Origin of the sequence: Bradyrhizobium brasilense (assembly GCF_029714345.1) — a bacterium.
In the GTDB taxonomy this organism is placed as follows: Bacteria; Pseudomonadota; Alphaproteobacteria; order Rhizobiales; family Xanthobacteraceae; genus Bradyrhizobium; species Bradyrhizobium australafricanum.
Genome location: NZ_CP121669.1, coordinates 3,511,162 through 3,529,030 on the forward strand (window position 1 = coordinate 3,511,162; position 17,869 = coordinate 3,529,030).

17 protein-coding genes are annotated in these 17,869 nt (G+C 64.6%); 6 read left to right on the top strand and 11 right to left on the bottom strand.

Annotated elements, in window-relative coordinates:
- Positions 1–37: 37 nt before the first annotated feature.
- The 7 genes from QA635_RS16250 to flgF all read right to left on the bottom strand — a co-directional run bounded on the left by QA635_RS16250 (position 38) and on the right by flgF (position 5,047).
- Entirely contained in the window at positions 38–358 is a 321-nt protein-coding gene (locus tag QA635_RS16250) for a hypothetical protein (protein ID WP_283070290.1), read from the bottom strand.
- A 153-nt stretch (positions 359–511) separates the two neighbouring features.
- A complete protein-coding gene (locus tag QA635_RS16255; RefSeq protein ID WP_026193017.1) occupies positions 512–805 on the bottom strand; it encodes a hypothetical protein in 294 nt (97 codons plus the stop codon).
- A 96-nt stretch (positions 806–901) separates the two neighbouring features.
- Positions 902–1,345 carry a hypothetical protein gene (locus QA635_RS16260; RefSeq protein WP_425249164.1) on the bottom strand — a complete coding sequence of 148 codons (444 nt, stop codon included), beginning with the start codon at positions 1,343–1,345 and terminating at the stop codon, positions 902–904.
- A 316-nt stretch (positions 1,346–1,661) separates the two neighbouring features.
- Positions 1,662–2,414, bottom strand: coding sequence for a flagellar basal body L-ring protein FlgH (gene flgH, locus QA635_RS16265; protein WP_028337175.1), 753 nt, complete (start codon positions 2,412–2,414; stop codon positions 1,662–1,664).
- A gap of 5 nt (positions 2,415–2,419) precedes the next feature.
- Complete coding sequence (gene flgA / locus QA635_RS16270; protein WP_283070293.1) at positions 2,420–3,475, bottom strand: flagellar basal body P-ring formation chaperone FlgA; 1,056 nt, start codon at positions 3,473–3,475, stop codon at positions 2,420–2,422.
- A 2-nt stretch (positions 3,476–3,477) separates the two neighbouring features.
- Positions 3,478–4,266 (bottom strand): flagellar basal-body rod protein FlgG, encoded by a 789-nt coding sequence (gene flgG / locus QA635_RS16275; RefSeq protein ID WP_038376389.1) that lies wholly within the window; start codon positions 4,264–4,266, stop codon positions 3,478–3,480.
- Positions 4,267–4,282: 16 nt separating this feature from the next.
- On the bottom strand, positions 4,283–5,047 hold the full coding sequence (gene flgF, locus QA635_RS16280; protein WP_016846737.1) for a flagellar basal-body rod protein FlgF: 765 nt from the start codon (positions 5,045–5,047) through the stop codon (positions 4,283–4,285).
- Between the two features lie 382 nt (positions 5,048–5,429).
- Here flgF and fliL point away from each other — a divergent pair, with 382 nt between their 5' ends.
- From fliL to QA635_RS16300, 4 genes are read left to right on the top strand one after another with little or no spacing between them, the layout of a single operon-like run.
- Complete coding sequence (fliL, locus tag QA635_RS16285; RefSeq protein WP_028339793.1) at positions 5,430–5,918, top strand: flagellar basal body-associated protein FliL; 489 nt, start codon at positions 5,430–5,432, stop codon at positions 5,916–5,918.
- A gap of 18 nt (positions 5,919–5,936) precedes the next feature.
- Complete coding sequence (fliM, locus tag QA635_RS16290) at positions 5,937–7,139, top strand: flagellar motor switch protein FliM (RefSeq protein ID WP_057018625.1); 1,203 nt, start codon at positions 5,937–5,939, stop codon at positions 7,137–7,139.
- Positions 7,136–7,603 (top strand): DUF6468 domain-containing protein, encoded by a 468-nt coding sequence (locus QA635_RS16295; protein ID WP_283070296.1) that lies wholly within the window; start codon positions 7,136–7,138, stop codon positions 7,601–7,603. Before fliM ends, QA635_RS16295 begins: the two co-directional genes overlap by 4 nt.
- Positions 7,600–8,412, top strand: coding sequence for a MotE family protein (locus QA635_RS16300; RefSeq protein ID WP_283070298.1), 813 nt, complete (start codon positions 7,600–7,602; stop codon positions 8,410–8,412). The genes QA635_RS16295 and QA635_RS16300 overlap by 4 nt, the downstream gene beginning before the upstream one ends.
- A 40-nt stretch (positions 8,413–8,452) precedes the next feature.
- On the opposite strand, the gene QA635_RS16305 is transcribed toward QA635_RS16300, so the two are convergent.
- Positions 8,453–9,658, bottom strand: coding sequence for a glycosyltransferase family 87 protein (locus QA635_RS16305; protein WP_283070300.1), 1,206 nt, complete (start codon positions 9,656–9,658; stop codon positions 8,453–8,455).
- A gap of 355 nt (positions 9,659–10,013) precedes the next feature.
- On the opposite strand from QA635_RS16305, the gene QA635_RS16310 reads away from it, so the two are divergent.
- The gene (locus QA635_RS16310; protein WP_283070302.1) at positions 10,014–11,231 is read left to right on the top strand and encodes a glycosyltransferase family 87 protein; all 1,218 of its coding nucleotides are present in this window, start codon (positions 10,014–10,016) and stop codon (positions 11,229–11,231) included.
- Between the two features lie 12 nt (positions 11,232–11,243).
- Here the strand turns inward: QA635_RS16310 and QA635_RS16315 are convergent, their stop codons facing one another.
- Positions 11,244–11,372, bottom strand: a complete 129-nt coding sequence (locus QA635_RS16315; RefSeq protein ID WP_283070304.1) for a hypothetical protein — start codon at positions 11,370–11,372, stop codon at positions 11,244–11,246.
- Between the two features lie 161 nt (positions 11,373–11,533).
- Positions 11,534–12,502 carry a phosphatase PAP2 family protein gene (locus QA635_RS16320; protein WP_283070306.1) on the bottom strand — a complete coding sequence of 323 codons (969 nt, stop codon included), beginning with the start codon at positions 12,500–12,502 and terminating at the stop codon, positions 11,534–11,536.
- Between the two features lie 456 nt (positions 12,503–12,958).
- On the opposite strand from QA635_RS16320, the gene QA635_RS16325 reads away from it, so the two are divergent.
- Positions 12,959–16,771, top strand: a complete 3,813-nt coding sequence (locus QA635_RS16325; protein WP_283070308.1) for a tetratricopeptide repeat protein — start codon at positions 12,959–12,961, stop codon at positions 16,769–16,771.
- A gap of 12 nt (positions 16,772–16,783) precedes the next feature.
- Here QA635_RS16325 and QA635_RS16330 read toward each other — a convergent pair whose 3' ends face one another.
- Positions 16,784–17,593, bottom strand: coding sequence for a glyoxalase superfamily protein (locus QA635_RS16330; protein ID WP_341850426.1), 810 nt, complete (start codon positions 17,591–17,593; stop codon positions 16,784–16,786).
- Positions 17,594–17,869: the final 276 nt, after the last annotated feature.

Below are 17,869 nucleotides of genomic sequence, written 5' to 3' on the forward strand. Positions count from 1 at the left end.
CCGCCGATGGTCCGCGTCGCGCTTGCTTGCAGCCACGCTAGGCCGAGATGTCGACCGCTTGGCCCGCCTTGCCGGCGTTCTTCTGGAACGCCTGCTCGATCAGCTCCTTGATCTTCTGCTCGACCGCGGCGCGCTGATCCGGCGTCATGTTCTTGAGGTCTTCTTCCGACATGCCCATGCTTTTGAGGATGTTCGCGCGCATCCGGTCCATCGGGCTCATCTGCGCGTATTTGAGAAACTTCTGCTCGACGGTATCGCCGAGCGAGCTGCCGCCGGTGGCGTCGGCGGTCAGCGGTTTCTTCAATGTACCAGTCGTCATGCTGGCGGTGACCGATCCAAGGCCCGAGATCGACGTCATCTGCGCGCGCAGTCCCGATTGCAATGCTGCAATCGTGGAGCAAATGGCGTGCCATCCGTTGCAGCCGTGATTTCAAGGGGATCGCGAGGCCGCCATGCGCGCACGACGCGCCGCGGGCAGCTTCTGCCGGGCGAAGTTTGCCGGGCGCTGCCGTCAGGCTATGGTGTGCACGATCACGGGACCAGCGACTGCAGTGGCCTGGCCGACCAGCAATGGGCCGAGATTGTCATCGATCCAGGCCAGCGCGCGGCGATTGGCCTCTTCGGCGCCGGCATGGTTGTTGAAGACGCTGATCGCGGTGACCGTATCGTCGCCGGCATAGACCACGTAATAGGCCATGAAGCCTTCGACGTCGCTGATGATCGGGATCGCGCCTTCCTTGATCCGGCGCGCGAGTTCCTCGGCGCTACCAGTCTTCGCCTTGGCGTGACGGATGGCGGCATACATGCGTTCCTCCTTCCGGCTGCATCGATCGGGCTGCGCTTCGCGCATGCGCGATCGTACGCCGGACCGGGTGGCGACGCCATCGGGATTGCGGACGGATTAGCTGAAACGCCTGCTCACGACCGTCGTGCGTCGGTCGGGGAGCTTTGGCAGCCTTGCCACACCGGCGCGCGTTGTCGTGGTCCTTGGGCCGGGGGCGGGCTCCGGCTCCTGTTGCTGCAGAAACAGCGTGGCTTCGAACAGCACGCCGGGGGCCTGCTTGGCCGTGCCCGAGCACACCGCCCGGTTGCCGTTGAACGAGCCGGTCAGCTGCGCCTCGACCTCGTCGCATCCGAAAACGGTGGTGAACGGGCCGTCGGCATAACGGTGCGTCGTCAGCGTCGCCGTGAAGCGGTCCTGATCGAGCTGATAGGTGCCGCCATAAATGAACATGGCGTCACCGCCCGAGATCCTGCCATTTGCAAGCTGGACTATTCCGGTGCCTTCGCCCCGCGGCGTCCGGAACCACGCCGCATATCGTCCGTCTCTTTGCATGACCGTCATACAAACAGAAAACCCTGCGTTGTCGTCTCCCTACGTTGCAAGCGCCGGGACTTCTACTGTGCGCTGCTGCGAGGGTTAACGAACCGACAAGGCGATGGCGCGACTTTCGTGAAGCGGTATCGGACTGGTGCGCGGCGACCGCGCCGGCGCACGCCACCGGTCACAAAAAGCCACGACCCTCGCCAGGGGAGCTAGCGAGGGCCGTGTTGGTACACCGCGCCGCGCCTAGGTTCGCGACGAGATGTGGGAGCTCGTAAAGGTCCTACTCAGGCATGATCCGTTTCCGAAAACCGGTTTCCACTCTTGGATCATGCCGTTAGAAGGGCAGCAGCACGTCGAGAACCTGCTGGCCGTAGCGCGGCTGTTGCACGTCGGTGATCTGGCCGCGGCCGCCATAGGCGATGCGGGCCTGGGCGATCTTCGAGGAATCGATCGTGTTGTCGCTCTGGATGTCCTCCGGGCGCACGATGCCGGCCACGATCAACTCGCGGATTTCGAAATTGACCCGGATCTCCTGCTTGCCCTCGACCACGAGATTGCCGTTCGGTAGCACTTGGGTGACGACCGCGGCGACGTTGGTCTGCAACGCTTCCTGGCGGTTCACCGAGCCCTTGCCGTCGCTGGAGGCGGTGGAGTCGGCGGTCAGGATGCGGCCGGGCAGGATCTTGTTCGGCTGCGTGATGGTCTGCGAGCCCAGGAAGTTGGTGACGCCCGAATCCTCCGAGTTGGTTCGGCTGCGCTGGGTCTCGTTGGCGATCGCGGCCTTGTCGGTGAAGTTCACCGTGATGGTCAGGATGTCGCCGACGCGCGCGGCGCGCTGGTCCTTGAAGAAGGCGCGGGAGCCGCTGCGCCACAGCGAGTTCGGGCTGTAGGAGGCGACCTCGGGCTTCGGCATCGGCATCTGCACCGGCTTGTAGCCGGGCTGGGTGGTCGGATTGTCGATCGACGACAGCTTCGGCTGCTCGCCGATCTGGGAGAGACGGTCGATCGACGAGCAACCGCTGGCGATCGTTCCGAGCGCGAGCAGCGCACCGGTCAGGACGAGGCGGTTGATGCGGTACTGGGACATGAACTTTACTCGGCGTTTGGTGCGACTGAACTCAGCTTGACGGAAGCGGCATTGGATTCGGTGGCGTCGGCGGTCGGCGCCGGGCGCGGGGTCGCGACCGAGATCGAGACCTCGCCGCGGCCGGTGACGACGCCGGAGACGGCGCGCTTGGACTGCAGATTCATCACGCTGACGGTGTCGCCCTCGGCGCCGCCATCCATCGCCTTGCCGCGGATCGTCAGGTAGAGGCCGGCGGTGCGGTAGATCAGCGTGACGTTCTGGTCGCGGGTGACGAGATCGGGCTTCGCGAGGTCGGCGACGCGCAGCGCCTGGCCGGGGCGGAGCTGGCGGCGGACCTGCATGCCGACGGCGCTGTCGCGCACCGCCGCGTCGTTGCCGATTTCGGCTTTCGGACGGCGCTCGACGATCACGTCGGAGGCCTTCAACACGTCGCCGCGCTCGACATTGCGCGTCAGCACGGCGGCCTCGATGGTTTCGATCGCGGTTCCGGTGAAGCGCAGCTTCGATGGCGCGGCGCCGGCGTCGTTGCCGATCTCGAAGGTCAGGTCGAAACGCGTCGAGCGCGGGTCGTAGCGCACGGCGATCGGCTGCATCACGCCGGTATTGGTGGCCTCGAGGCGGATATCGCCGGGATCGCGGTCGAAGGTCAGCGCGATGTTGCCGGCCCTGCCGAGCCCGTGGCGGCCCTCCAGCGCGCGCGACACCTGCTGCTCGATCTCCTTGCTGTCGATGGTGCGCGCCAGCCGGGTGACGGTGATCTCCTTCAGCTCGCGGGTATCGACGCCGATCACCTGGTGCGAGCGCAACACGTTCAGCACCTGCGCGACCGGCAGCGTGCCTGTCGTGCCGAGGTCCGGCGCGCGGTAGACCGCGACGCTGCCGGCGCTGCCGGCATTGTCGATGAGGTCGCCGACCCGCACGATGTCGTCGGCGACCGTGATGCTGGCGCGCAGCGTCGGCACCGCGATGGTCTCGCGGCGACTTTGCGCGGCAGTCGAAGTCATCGAGGCTGCAAGAAGCGCGGCTGCGATCAGGAGTGAGCGGGCGATCATCGACATCATCCTCAGCGGAACAGGTTGGAGGTCGACTGCATCATCTGGTCGGCGGCGGAGACCACCTTCGAGTTCATCTCATAGGCGCGCTGCGCGGCGATCAGGTCGGAGATTTCCGAGACCACCTCGACATTGGCCTGTTCGAGGTTGCTCTGCTGCATGTCGCCATAGCCGTCGGTGTTGGCGGTGCCGTCCTGCGGCTGGCCGGAGGCCGGCGTTTCCACGAACAGGTTATCGCCGATCGGCATCAGGCCGGCCTTGTTGATGAAGCGGGTCAGGCCGATCTGGCCGATGTTGGTCGATGCGGTCTGGCCCGGCAGCGTCACCGAGACCTGGCCCTGCGCATTGATGGTGAGGCCGGATGCGTTCTGCGGGATCGTGATCGTCGGTTGCAGCAAATTGCCCTGCGCGTTGACGATGCGGCCCTGATTGTCCATCTGGAACGAGCCGTCGCGGGTGTAGGTGAAGGTGCCGTCCGGCATCAGGATCTTGAAGAAGCCTTCGCCGCGGATCGCGATGTCGAGATCGTTGCCGGTCGGCGACAGCGTGCCCTGGGTCATCATGCGCGGCGTGCCGACGGTCTTCACGCCGCCGCCGAGGTCGATGCCCATCGGCATGATGGTGTTCTGGTCGGAGGCCTGCGCGCCGACCCGGCGCACATGGTCGTAGATCAGGTCCTGGAACGCGGCGCGCTGCTTCTTGTAGCCGGTGGTGCGCAGGTTCGCGATGTTGTTGGAGATCACCTGAACGCTGAGTTCCTGCGCCGCCATTCCGGTCGCAGCTGTATAAAGTGCGCGCATCGGTCAATCTCCCGGATCAGTTCGGCACGTCGGCGAGCTTCTCGATCGCCGATTTGTGCAGGTCGCTCTGCTGCTGCAGCAGCGAGGCGATTTGGGTGTAGGTCCGCGTGATCTCGATCATGCGGCTCATCTCGACGACGGAATTGACGTTCGATTTCTCGATGAAGCCCTGGCGGATCTGGGCCTTGGTGTCCGGCAGCGCTTGCGTGCCTTCGCCCGGCGCGTAGAGGTTGGAGCCTTCCTTGAGCAAGCGCTGGGCCTGCGCGAACGAGACGAGGCGCAGCTTGCCGCGGATCGAGTCGAGGCGGGAGGTGCCCTCCAGCACCGTGATGTTGCCGTCGGCGGCGATCGAGACGTCGTGGTCGGTTTGCTGGAAGGTGATCGGGCCGGCGGTGCCGAGCACCTGGTAGCCCGAGGCGGTGACCAGCTGGCCGCGATTGTTGATCTGCAGGCTGCCTTCGCGGGTGTAGCGCTCGCCGCCCGGCGTCTGCACCACCAGGAAGGCATTGCCGTCGATCGCGACGTCGAGCGGGTTCTTGGTCTCTTCGGTCGGGCCCTGCGAGAAATCGTGGAAGGTCGCGCGGTCCTGCACGAAGGAGACGCGTCGGTCGGAGGAGGCGAAATTGTCCTCATGCGCGTTCGAGGACAGATATTCCTGGAACAGCGACCGGTCGGCCTTGTAGCCGTTGGTGTTCATGTTCGCGATGTTGTTGGAGACGACATCCATCTGCCGTTCCAGCACCATCTGCTTCGATAGGCCGACCAGAAGCGTATTCTGCATCGGTGGTTCTCCCCTGTGAGGCGATCCGAATGCAGGTTCTCCCAAACCTTCACGCCGGACCCGTCGGTAACCATTGGGTTCTCCCAAACCCTCAGGTGACGCCGTGCTCTCAGCGAAAGCCGTGCCAACTTGGAAAATTCAAATATTTGAATGGCTTAGGTGTTTGTCTGGAGGCCCGGTAGGGCGGCAGAAAGGTCTTGTTGACCATGTTTGCCCGGCAGTTTTTTCCTAGTGGATGGTAAATCCTAAGCTTCCGTTAACCATTATGACCCTAGCGTTGCCATTATTGGGGCGCGTATGCGCCGGCGGCATTTGTATCGCGTCTTCAGGCCAAAGCTGGGGCAAATCGCGTTCGCATCCTTCGGGTTGAAGCGAGCGGACGATGGCGGACGAGGAAAAGACGGAGAGCGGCGAGGGCGCGGCCGCACCGAAGAAGGGCAAGCTCAAGCTGATCATTGCCGTCGTCGGCTTCCTCGTCGTGCTCGGCGCGGGCGCCGGCGGCTGGTTCTTCTTCATGCGCGGCCACGGCGAGGAGCAGCACGCCGAAGCGCCGCCGCCGAAGCCGCCGAGCTTCGTCGACGTGCCGGACATGCTGGTCAACCTGGTCGGCGCGCCCGGCGAGCGCGTGCAATATCTCAAGCTGAAGCTCGTGCTCGAGGTCAAGGAAGAGAAGCAGGTCGAGGCGATCAAGCCGGCGCTGCCGCGCGTCACCGACCTGTTCCAGACCTACATGCGCGAGCTGCGCCCGAGCGACCTCAACGGCTCGGCCGGCCTGTTCCGCCTCAAGGAAGAACTGACCAAGCGCGTCAATCTCGCGCTGGCACCCAACCAGGTCAACGCGGTGCTGTTCAAGGAAGTCGTGATCCAGTGACGGGGCGGATGTAAAGCCATGGCCGGCAACGACCAGATGGACCAGGACGCCATTGCGGCGCAGTGGGAAGCCTCGCTCGATTCCGAGGATCCCGCGGCGGCCGCGGCGGAAGCCGCCAAGAACGAGCTCACCGAGAACATGGCGCTGCAATGGGCCGCCATGGTCGAGGACGGCAGCCGCGACTTCGGCAGCAAGAGCACCAATGGCGAGCGCGTGCTGTCGCAGGAGGAGATCGACAATCTCCTCGGCTTCACGGTAGGCGACGTTAGCCTCGACGACCATTCCGGCATCCGCGCCATCATCGATTCCGCGATGGTGTCCTACGAGCGTCTGCCGATGCTCGAAATCGTGTTCGACCGCCTGGTGCGGTTGATGACGACCAGTTTGCGCAATTTCACCTCCGACAACGTCGAGGTCTCGCTCGACCGCATCACCTCGGTGCGCTTCGGCGACTACATGAACTCGATCCCGTTGCCGGCGGTGCTCTCGGTGTTCAAGGCGGAGGAGTGGGAGAACTTCGGGCTCGCTACCGTCGATTCCAGCCTGATCTATTCGATGATCGACGTGCTGCTCGGCGGCCGCCGCGGCCAGACCCAGCTGCGCATCGAGGGCCGGCCCTACACCACGATCGAGACCAACCTCGTCAAGCGCCTGGTCGAGGTGGTGCTGTCGGATGCCGAGCAGGCGTTCCGGCCGCTGTCGCCGGTGACCTTCACGATCGACCGGCTCGAGACCAACCCGCGCTTTGCCGCGATCAGCCGCCCGGCCAATGCCGCGATCCTGGTGCGCCTGCGCATCGACATGGAAGACCGCGGCGGCAATGTCGAATTGCTGCTGCCCTACGCCACCATCGAACCGATCCGCAACGTGCTGTTGCAGATGTTCATGGGCGAAAAGTTCGGCCGCGACCCGATCTGGGAAGGCCATTTCGCCACCGAAGTGGCGCAGGCCGAGATCTCGGTCGACGCGGTGCTCTATGAGGCCGATATCCCGCTGAAGGAGCTGATGAAGCTCAAGGTCGGCGACACGCTGCCGCTGGATATCCGCTCCGACGCGCTGGTCTCGGTGCGCTGCGGCAACGTCACCCTGACGGAAGGGCGCATGGGCCGGGTCGGCGACCGCGTCGCGATCCGCGTCACCAAGAATTTGCGTAAACCCCAAACCACCTTCGCGATGTTCGAGAAGGCGGACGAGCGGACCAAGATGATGGAGGCACCATGAGTCATGTGCTTGGACTAGCAATCGAGAGTCTGGTGGCCGTGCTGCTGATGCTGACGATCGGCTATTGCTGGCTGCTCAACAAGCGCCTGCAGCGGCTGAAGGCCGACGAGCATTCGCTGAAGGCGACGATCGCCGAACTGATCACCGCGACCGAGATCGCCGAGCGGGCGATCGGCGGGTTGAAGCACGCGGTACGCGACGTCAACGAGAACCTCGGCAACCAGCTCGATGCGGCGACGCAGATGTCGGCGCTGCTGAAGAACCAGCTGGCGGAGGGCGACCACGTGGTGCGCCGTCTGTCCAAGATCGCGATGGCCGCGCGGCCGTCCGAGCTCGCACAGGCACCGGCGGCTGCGCCCGCCGCGCCAGCGGCGCCGGCGCCCAGGGTCTCGGCCGCACACGCGGTTGCCGCGGCGGCTGAAGCCTTCACCGAGCGCAGGAGGGCCGGCGGCCTCGCTGCATGAAGTTGCTTCGTGACATCAGAGTGATGCCCGTGGTGCTGGTCGCGATCTTCGGCCTGATGGTGCTGAAGGTCGCCGGCCTCGTGCTCGATGGCGGTTACGTGTTTGCCGACGATACGCCGCCGGCCGGCCCGGCTGGCCCATCTTGGGCGCAACAGAATTTCAACTTCCCCGGCGCCGGCAAGGCGGTGGTGGACAGCAAGATCAAGGCCGATCCCGGCGACATCACGGGATCGGTCGAGCACAAGGACGCCAAGAAGGACGAGGCGCCGAAGCCGGCCGCACCGGCCGCGGAGCCGTCCAAGCCCGATGGCGTTGTCGTCAATCTGGATGCGCCGCCGCAAGTGTCGGCATCCGAGCGTGCGATCCTGGAACGGCTGCAGGCGCGCCGCCAGGAGCTCGAGACGCGCGCGCGCGAGGTCGAGATCCGCGAAAGCCTGCTGAAGGCCGCCGAGAAGCGCATCGAGGCCAAGGTCGAGGAGGCCAAGGCCAATGATGCCAAGACGAATGCCGATGCCGCGGCAAAGGCGGAAGCCGATGCCGCGCGCTTCAAGGGCATCGTCACCATGTACGAGAACATGAAGCCGAAGGACGCCGCGAAGGTGTTCGATCGTCTGGAAATGAACGTGCTCTACCAGATCGCCTCGCAGATCCAGCCGCGCAAGATGTCCGACATCCTCGGCCTGATGCAGCCGGAAGCCGCCGAACGGCTCACGGTCGAACTCGCCCGCCGTGCCAGCGGCGACAAATCGGCTTCGACCGACGATCTTCCCAAGATCGAAGGCAAGATGCTCACGCCGAAGACGAATTGATGGGAGCTATCGGAAAGTCCGCCAATTGGCGGTGGCCTGGTCAGCCGTAAGCCAGATCCGACTTAACACCGGGTTGCCTGCATCGCATCCATATCATCGCGATGAGGGTCGCGCACATGAACGGACCGACGGGCACGAGTGCGACCGGATAGGTAAACCCCGCCAGGACAAGCACGCCGAACCCGATCCGTAGTTCGGAGCGATTCGAGAGAAGCGAGCCATGTTCGGCCATGGGCGCGTTCATGAGAAAGATGAGCGCGAGAGCCAGTAGCGCCGTATCGTAGATCGCGAAGTAGGGAGATACGAGCAACGTCGCGACGAGCAGGCTCGCGGCCTTGACGGCGAAGCTGACGTTGCGGCGCCATATGATCAGCGTCCACGTCGCGGCTGCCGCAGCGACCGCGACGTGCAGTGCCATGGCCGATCCATAGCCAAAACCGGCAAACCGAAGCACGCCGTAGACGCTCTGCAGTTTGTACCAAGCCAGCGTGCCGGTGAGATGGAACTGCGTCGTTGCGAAGACGGCGGCCTCACGGAACCCCTCAAAAGTGTCCCAGCCGAAGGTAAGCCCGGTAAGCAGCAAGAGCACCGGTGTCACCAAACTGGCTGTGATGAAGACGGTCCAGCGTCCAGTAGCGATCAGAATGAGGGGAAGCAGGACGCCGTATTGCGGCTTGAAGATCAGCAGCGCAATCAGGAAGCCGCTGAAGATCGGACGCCGGTCCAGCGTCAGCAGAATGGCGCCGAGCAGCGATGCCGCGAGCAGGGAGCTCTGGCCGACGATGAAATCGTACAGGACGGCCGGCACGGCGAATGCCAGCAGCAGTACGGCGAAGCGCGGCCGGATGGCGGAAACAACGAGCGCCCAGCACAGCAGCTTTGCGGTGCTCCAGATCCAGAACGCGGTCGGAAACGGCAACAGTGCCAGCAGTGTCGCCGCAAAGAGAAAAAACGGCGGGTAGAAAAACGGTATCGGCACTTCGTAAACGGGGAACGGAGCGTCGTTCAAGCTGGGATGTATTTGAATGATCGCTTGCCGCAACCGCGGCCAATCGTAGGCGGTGGCGGCATGGCCATCGAGAGCCATTTTCCCCGCGCTCCAAAAGCACGAAAAGTCGAGCCCGGTCGCGCCGGTACCGTCAACGACTTTCGGTAACACGCAGTACAGGGTAAAGCCCAACACGATGAGGCAGGCAATGGCCAATGCACGGTCGTATCCGCTGCGCTCCGCACGGGCGCGCGCCATTCCAAATCCGTTCATGAAACTGCCAGAAACTAAGAATTGCTTGAAATGCAAGCGGTTGTATACCGCAACTGGCGGTGGCGCAAGCGAGTGGCCGATCTCCCTGCGGCGTTGGGTTAATCGCCGGGAGTTCCGCCCATGCCTGGTGGACCGGGGGTAATCCTCTCGATGCAGACGCGGATGTTCGCCGCCTCCGATGGTGTGGGCTCGACGGGGTCTCCGCGAAGCCAAACGCCTATCGACGCCGAGAAGCGTGCGCCCGTTATGGTAGCCTTAAACGGTAGCGTTAAGTTGCAACCGATTTGTCATTCTGGAATTGAAGTCGCTATGTCTCAAGGTGGTGTTTTGGGAATTGCCAATGCTGAAAGACATGCCATGGCTCACCGCGCCGCGCGCCCGATTATACGTGAGTGGCGTCGCAATTGTGCTGGTGCTGACCCTTGCGAGGTCGCTCTTGCTATTTTACCGCGATGGCGGCTATGGCGCGAACAACTTTCTGCTCGGCTCGGACTTCCTGACGTTCTGGGCGGCCTCGCTTCAGGTTCTGGCCGGGCATCCCGCCGAGGTTTATGTGCCCGAATTGCATTTGCTCGCGGAAGCTCCATACCTGCGAGAGGGCTACGAGGCGTTCTTCTATCCGCCGACGATGCTGCTTTTGTGCGTGCCGCTCGCGCTCGCGCCGTATTTCGTCTCGCTGTTCGTGTTCATTGGTATGACGGCGGCGTCGTTCGCCGCGGTGATCTGGCGTATCTTGCGTACGCCTTGGTGCCTGGTCGCGATCCTCGCTTATGCGCCGGTCTATCTTAATGCCGTGGCGGGGCAGAACGCCTTTCTGACGGCATCGATCCTTGGGTGCGGTCTCAACATCATGGACCGGAGGCCAAAGCTCGCGGGCGCGATCCTCGGGCTGATGGTGATCAAGCCGCACCTGGCGCTGGCCGTGCCGATCGCCTTGATCGTCACAGGTCGCTGGCGCACCCTGATCTGGGCAGGCATGTCGTCGATTTCGCTCGTCGTGCTGTCCGCGCTGCTGTTCGGCCTGGATACATGGCTCAACTTCCTCGACGTCTCTCACTCGGCCCGTCAGGCTCTCGAGAACGGCGACGTCGAGTTTTCATTGCTGCAGAGCGTTTACGCGACAGCGCGCCTGCTCGGCGCCGGCGTCAACACGGCCTTTATCATTCACGGCCTCGTGGCGCTGGGCATGACGTGTGTGCTGGTCTGGATGTTGCGTCAGAAGATCAGTGCTGCGACTGAACGTTCGATCATCGTGCTCGCCTGCCTCCTGATTACGCCGTTCTGCCTGTTCTACGACATGCTCATCATGGCGCTGCCGCTGGCCTGGATGCTCCGCGACTGGTTGAAGGTCGGCTTTCCGGCCTGGTCGAAAATGGTGCTTGGCGTGACGTTTCTCGCGCCGATGGTCTTCTACCTACCTGTCCTCTATCAGCTGTCGGTCGTGAAGCCGCTGCCTTTTGGTTCTCCGGTCATCATCCTGTTCTGCTGGTTGCTGGTCCGGGAGAGCACGCAGACGCGGCAAGCGGCGCATGGCGAGCGAGAGGTCGCGACGGTCTGAGTTCGGAGCATCTCACGCGAGCGCTGCGCGGCCGTCGACCTTCGCCATTGTCGTCGACCCCTTGGTGTGGCCGATGGCTTCCTGGAAGTCGTTGTGCCGCGCGCCGGCTGCTTTCGCCTCGGTGCAGCCGCAGGCGCGCATATCGCGATTCCAGATGTCCGAGGGAATGCCTGCCGTCTTCGCAGCGGCGCTGCCACACGTCGCCGAAGCGCGTTGTCCGAAACGGATAGCCGGTGTGGCTGAAGCGGATGTCCTCCGCCTTCGATGCGATGGGGCTCAACACCGTCTGACGCCGCCGAAAGTCAAACCGAGACCGAAGAGTCTCCGATCGCCCCTGTGTCCCGAAGAGGGATACGAAGGCCTTTTTGCGTTTCGGCGCCAGCTCGCAGAATCAGAATCGTCGCAGGCACCATTGCTAGGCCGATGATGACGTCGGTGAGATAGTGGCCGCCTGCGGTCAGCGCCGACGCGATCATGACGATGTTCAGCGCCAAATAGGGGATGAACAGGAACGTGCCGCGCGCGGACAAGATGAGGATTAGGCCGAGCGCGGCATGGAATGAAGGGAACTGCACGATGCCTGTGACGTGGCCTAGGTCGATGATATGCATCGCGCCGGAGCGGATCGCATAGAAGTCTGGCAGGTAGTAGGCGCTCGTCAGCCGCGCGACGCCGTAATGAGCCCACGCCCCCTCTGCTGGCAGCAGCATCGAAAGTGGGATGATCAACAGTAGTGTGACCGCGAAGAGCCGACTGAACTCCCTGGCACGCTTTGCCCGTCCGGTCGCGCCAAGCGCGACCAACAGCACCAAGACTTGAATGACGATGGTGTCGTAGATCAGATCAAGAGCCCAGCCGATGGTCGGGTTCGAAGTCTTCGTCCAATCGAAGAATGCAAGCCAATCGAAGCCGAGCGCGCGATCAGTCGCCGCGAGAGTGTCGTCGACGAGAGGAAAGTGGACCGAGGCGACGAGATAGCTCAGAACGATTGCGACGACGTTGAAGGCGGCGAGCCGTGCGGATGTCGCTGCAAAGGACGCCAGATGCCGGTCCGGCTTGACTGTGCTGTAGACGACGCCGAACGCAATCAGCGCGAGAAAACCCGTGCCCATGACGGGGCTGACCGATATCTGAAGCCCTGACAGACGCAGCCAGGTGGCATCGATCGCGGCAATGGCCGCGATAATGCGCCAAAGACCAGGATCGTTGATGGCTTCGGCTTGTCCGGAATCTGCTGATGTCGTCAGCGCCGATAGCGCGGGCGGCCCCATTCCAATCTCACTCGTCCAATTTGCTGGTTCTTGAAAATGGCGGCAGGCTATCACTACAACCGGAGCGCGATCAATGCCGATGGTTGTGCCGCGGTGGCGGCTTACCCACAGGATTAATTATCGATATTTGGGGGTTGACCGGACGTCGGAGGCTCTTTGAGATCCATCCGATCCAGGCGGTTTGTCGATGCGCCGATCAACGCTTCGACACCAAGCCCTCAAATTCTTGAACTGCCAGTAGCGCATGCGCACGCCCTGGCGCACAAAACAGCCCTGTAGACATGATCAAAGCCGGAACCTGGGGCGCACAATGCCCCGCGCACACGACAGTGACCCTCAAATGAGATCGATGGGTTTGCGTTAACAGCTCCTTAACGCCGCCCGATCCAAGATCGGGAGGCGTGGGCGAGGCGCTTCGCGCTTGGTGTGGCTGGGGTCCCGAGAAGACGTTTCGAGATGGCGCGAACCGCTGCCGCTGGAACATGGTCGCTAGGCCGCGCCTGGGCGCGGACCGCGCGTCTGTGCCTGCTTGCCGCCGGCCTTGCGCTTACAACCCTTACATTTCCGACCGCGGTGCGCGCCGAAGACCCGGTGCCCGGTGAGGCGACATTCTCTGCCGCGAACGGCTATGCCCGGCTGGTGCTGAAGTTGAAGGAGGATGTCGAGTCGGAGGTCACGACCGCCGGCTCGATCATCGTGATCCGCTTCGGGCGACCGGTCGATATCCCCGTCGAGAAACTGCAGGATGCGGTGCCCAGCTATGTCGGCGCCGCGCGCCGCGATCCCGACGGCTCGGCGATCCGTCTGTCGCTGGCGCGCCGCGTCTCCATCAACACCATGACCGCCGGCGAGCGCATCTTCATCGACTTCCTGCCCGACAGCTGGACCGGCCCGCCGCCGTCGCTGCCGCAGGAGGTAATCCGCGAGCTTGCCGAGCGCGCCCGCGCCGCCGAGCGCCTGCTGCGCATGCAGCGTGCCGCCGACGCCGCCAGGAAGAAGCCGCCGGTCCGGGTTCGCGCGCTGGTGCAACCCACCTTCGTCCGCTTCGTGTTCGAGGTGCCCGACGGGGTCAGCGTCTCCTCGGTGCTGAACGAGCAGAAGTTGACGCTGTCGTTCAATTCGGTCCTGACTTTCGACCTTGCCGATGCCAAGGTCGCCGCCCCGCCGAATGTCGCGTCGATCAGCGCGCGCGCCGATACGGACACGTCGGCAGTCGACGTGTCGCTGATTGGCGATGTCGACGTGCATTCGTTCCGCGACGAGAAGAACTACATCGTCGACGTCGCCTTCCAGCAGAACGAGCAGCAGCAGGCGGCAAAGCCCTCACTGAGCTCGTTGTTGCCGGCGCGCGCCAAACCGAAAGGCGCCGCGGCGATCGCGCCGGTGACATCGGAAAGCATCGCCCAGCAGGCCAAGATCGAGATCAAGCCCGAACAGTCCAAATCCGAACCGGCGAAGTCCGAGCCTGCCAAGTCCGAACCGCAGCACTCTGAGCCGCTCAAGCCGGAGCAAGCCACGAGCGAGCAACCGGCGGCCGCGCCCGCCAAAACGGAGCAGCCCCGATCGGAACCATCCGATCCGGAGCTGCCGAAAATCGCGGCCGCACCTGCGGCCAACGCCGAGAACGCTGCTGCGCCGAGCCCGCCGCACGATGGTGGTGCCGGCTCTGTGGCGGAACAGAACCCGGCGCCGGTGACCGACGCGCCGAAGCCGGTGCCCGCTGTCGCCGCCGCGCCGGCGATGGAAGCGCCGAAGGCGGCTGCGGCGCCATCGCCGCCTGCTGCCGAGGCCCGTGCCGGCGGCAAGCCCGCGGTCGAGGCCCAGCGGGATAGCGACGGCTTGCGCGTGACATTCTCATTCCCCGGCGCGACGCCGGCGGCGCTATTCCGCCGCGCCGACACGGTTTGGATGGTGTTCGACACGGCTGAGGCAATCGACGTCGATCCGGTCCGCGCCAAGGCCGGCTCGTTGATATCGGATGTCAGCCGGATCGCGCTGGAAAAGGGCCAGGCGGTGCGGTTCCGCCTCAACCGGCCGCAGATGCCGTCGCTCGAAAGCGACGACCGCTCGCGTGGCGTGAGCTGGACGCTGACCTTTGCCGACCGCGTGCAGAAGCCGCCATTGCCGCTCACCGTGGTACGCAACATCTCGGAGCCCTCACTCGCCAATGTCAGCGTGCCGCTCGCCAATCCGGGCCAGCTGCACAGACTGGTCGATCCCGACGCCGGCGATACGCTCTGGGTGGTGACGACGCCGCCGCCGACCCGTGGCATCATCAAGCGGCAGGATTTCGTCGAGCTGTCGCTGCTGGAATCGATCCACGGCGTCGTGGTTCATCCGAACGCGGACGACGTCAAGGCCGAGGTCGGCGCCGACAAGGTGATGCTGGGCCGGCCGGGCGGCCTGACGCTGTCATCGGCCGACGTCGCCGCCGAGCGCGCGACCGCGGCGGTGAAGCCGCTGTTCGATCCGGACGAGTGGCGCAAGAACCAGTCGGACACGTTCCTCAAGCAGCTCGACGGCCTGATTGCGGCGACGGCGTCGGCCAATGCCGAGCAGCTGCCGCAGGCGCGGCTCGATCTCGCCGACTTCTACATGGCGCGCGGCATGTACCAGGAAGCCCATGCTGTCGCCAATCTGATCCTGTCCGAGAGCAAGCGCGGCAGCGAGACGGCGTCGGTGGTGATGGTGCACGCGGTCGCCAGCATCCTGATCGGGCACCCGGCGCAGGGCCTGAAGGATCTCGCCAATCCCGTCATCGGCAACGGTTACGATTCCCAATTGTGGAAGGGGCTCGCCTTCGCCCGCGAGGGCAAATGGGCCGAGGCGCGCGAGAAGTTCAAGAACGCCGAATTCGCGGTGGCGACGCTGCCGCCCGATTTGCAGCGCATCGTCACCATGGACTCGATGAAGGCCTCGCTCGAGGTCAAGGACTATGCCGGTGCCGCGCGGCGCAAGAGCGATCTCGACGTGGTCGGCGTTCCCGGCGAGCTGAAGCCCGCGGTTGCGGTGCTGCGCGGCCGGCTCGCCGAGGCCCTCGGCCAGGAGAAGGATGCGCTCGACGCCTATCGCTTCGCCGCCAATTCGGCCGATCGCCAGGCTGCCGCCGAAGGCAGGTTGCTGGAGACGCTGCTCAAGCAGAAGCGCGGCGAGATCGGCCGCGACGATGTGCTGAAGGAGCTCGAACTGCTGTCGATGCTGTGGCGCGGCGACAATATCGAGCTGAAGACGCTGTATGTGCTGTCGAAGATCTACGCCGAGACGGCGCGCTATGCCGACGCCTTCGCGGTGACGCGTGCCGCGACCCGGCTGCAGCCGAATGCGCCGGAATCGCGCCAGGCGCAGGATGCCGCCTCGGCCTTGTTCGTGCAGCTCTACCTCGGCCCCAAGGGCGACGAGATGGCGCCGATCGATGCGCTCGGCACCTTCTACGAATATCGCGAACTGACGCCGATCGGCCGCCGCGGCGACGAGATGATCCGCCGTCTCGCCGACCGCCTGGTCGGTGTCGATCTGCTCGACCAGGCCGCCGACCTCCTGCAATACCAGGTCGACAAACGGCTCGAAGGTGCGGCCCGCGCCCAGGTCGCCGCGCGCCTTGCGATGGTCTATCTGATGAACCGCAAGCCCGACCGCGCCGTTGCCGCGCTGCGCTCGACCCGGATCGCGGATCTCTCCGGCGAACTGCGCCAGCAGCGGCTGCTGCTCGAGGCGCGCGCGCAGAGCGACGTCGGCCGGCACGATCTCGCGCTCGACATCATCTCGAACATCACCGGCCGCGAGGCAATCCGGCTGCGCTCCGATATCTATTGGGCGTCGCGGCACTGGCGCGAGGCGTCCGAGCAGATCGAGCTCTATTATGGCGACCGCTGGCGCGACTTCACCCCGCTCAACCCGGGCGAGAAGGCCGACATCATCCGCGCCGTGGTCGGCTACGCGCTTGCCGAGGACGCCATCGGGCTGTCCCGGTTCCGCGAGAAATACGCGCCGCTGATGTCCGGCGATGCCGACAAGCTCGCCTTCGACTCGGCCAGCAAGCCGGTGGCGACGTCCAGCGCCGAATTCGCCCAGATCGCGCGAATGGCCGCCAGCGTCGACACGCTCGACGGCTTCATCCGCGAGATGAAGACCCGCTTCCCCGACGCCACCGCCCGCGCGCCATTGCCCGATCCGGTCGCGACCGGATCGGTGACTGACAAGCCAAAGGTCGCGCCGGTGAGCGCGCTGCCGGCGATCAAGGGCGAGCGCCGCGCCAGCGCGGCGCCGTAGCAGCGCTGGCGCTCACGGCCCTGCAGACACCCACGCGGTCGAAATGATCCCGGTGGCGTCGAGCGCGATCCGCCAATGCGAGGCACCGTTGGCGTGCCGCACACTGTAGACATCCTCGCCCTGCGCGCCGACGCCGAGGAAGCGGGTGGATTCGATCGCGCCGAGGTCGGCGAGGAAAGGCTGCAGGTGTGGCAATTGCTCGCGGGTCGCCGCGGCGAGCGCGGGGGCCATGTCCGCATAGTCGGGCTGTCCCGATGCGACCCCCTCGATCAGGCGGCGGAGTGCGGCCTCGGTTCCGGGAGCCGGCGACTGGTTCTTCACACGCTCCGCGGTGCGATCCGCAATCTGCTTCGCGCTTGCAGCGTCAATGCGCGGCATCGGCTTGTCGCCATTTTGATGCAGGATCAGTGACGCCGCCTGACCGTCAGCCGCGATGACAAAGCTGATCTGCGCGTCGACCTCCCCGGCGAAAAATTCGGTCTGGCTCTCCGCAAAGAACGGTACGGCACGTTGCCCGGTGAGCTGCACAGCCAAGTGGTGATCCTCACGCATCACACTGAGGACGGCTTGCTCGCTGAGCTGGTAGAAGCCGGCATAGCGGTCGAGCACCGCCGCAGCGACTGCGATCTCTTGCCGCACGACGTCCGGCGGCGATCGCGGAGCGGAAGCCGGCACATCGGCGGATCCGCCGGGGGCCTGTATCCGTGCCGCCAGCGTGTTCCAGTCGCGCTGGCCGAACAGTTTGGCGATCAGCTCCAGGCTGTCGCTGTGGGTGAGGGGGATCGATTTGGCGCCGAGCGCTTCGCGCAGCGTCTGCGCCATGGCCTTGGCATCACGAAAGTCGCGCATGGGATCAACCTTTGCATCGACGAACGGAAAGCGTCAGGGGCTTGCGTTGCTGACCCGTTCGTGCGGGCAAAGGAAGCCTGAAACATGGCTTGATACCTTCACCGTCCCCGGGTGGGATGCAAGCGGCGGGTGGTATCGACCCTGCCGAATGTTCGCCGGGGACGAGCATTTTGTCAATTGCAACTGGTTGTGATCGCACGCGTGCTCTCGACATCGTGCCGTCAAATCGGCAACCATGGCGTCCGTTGC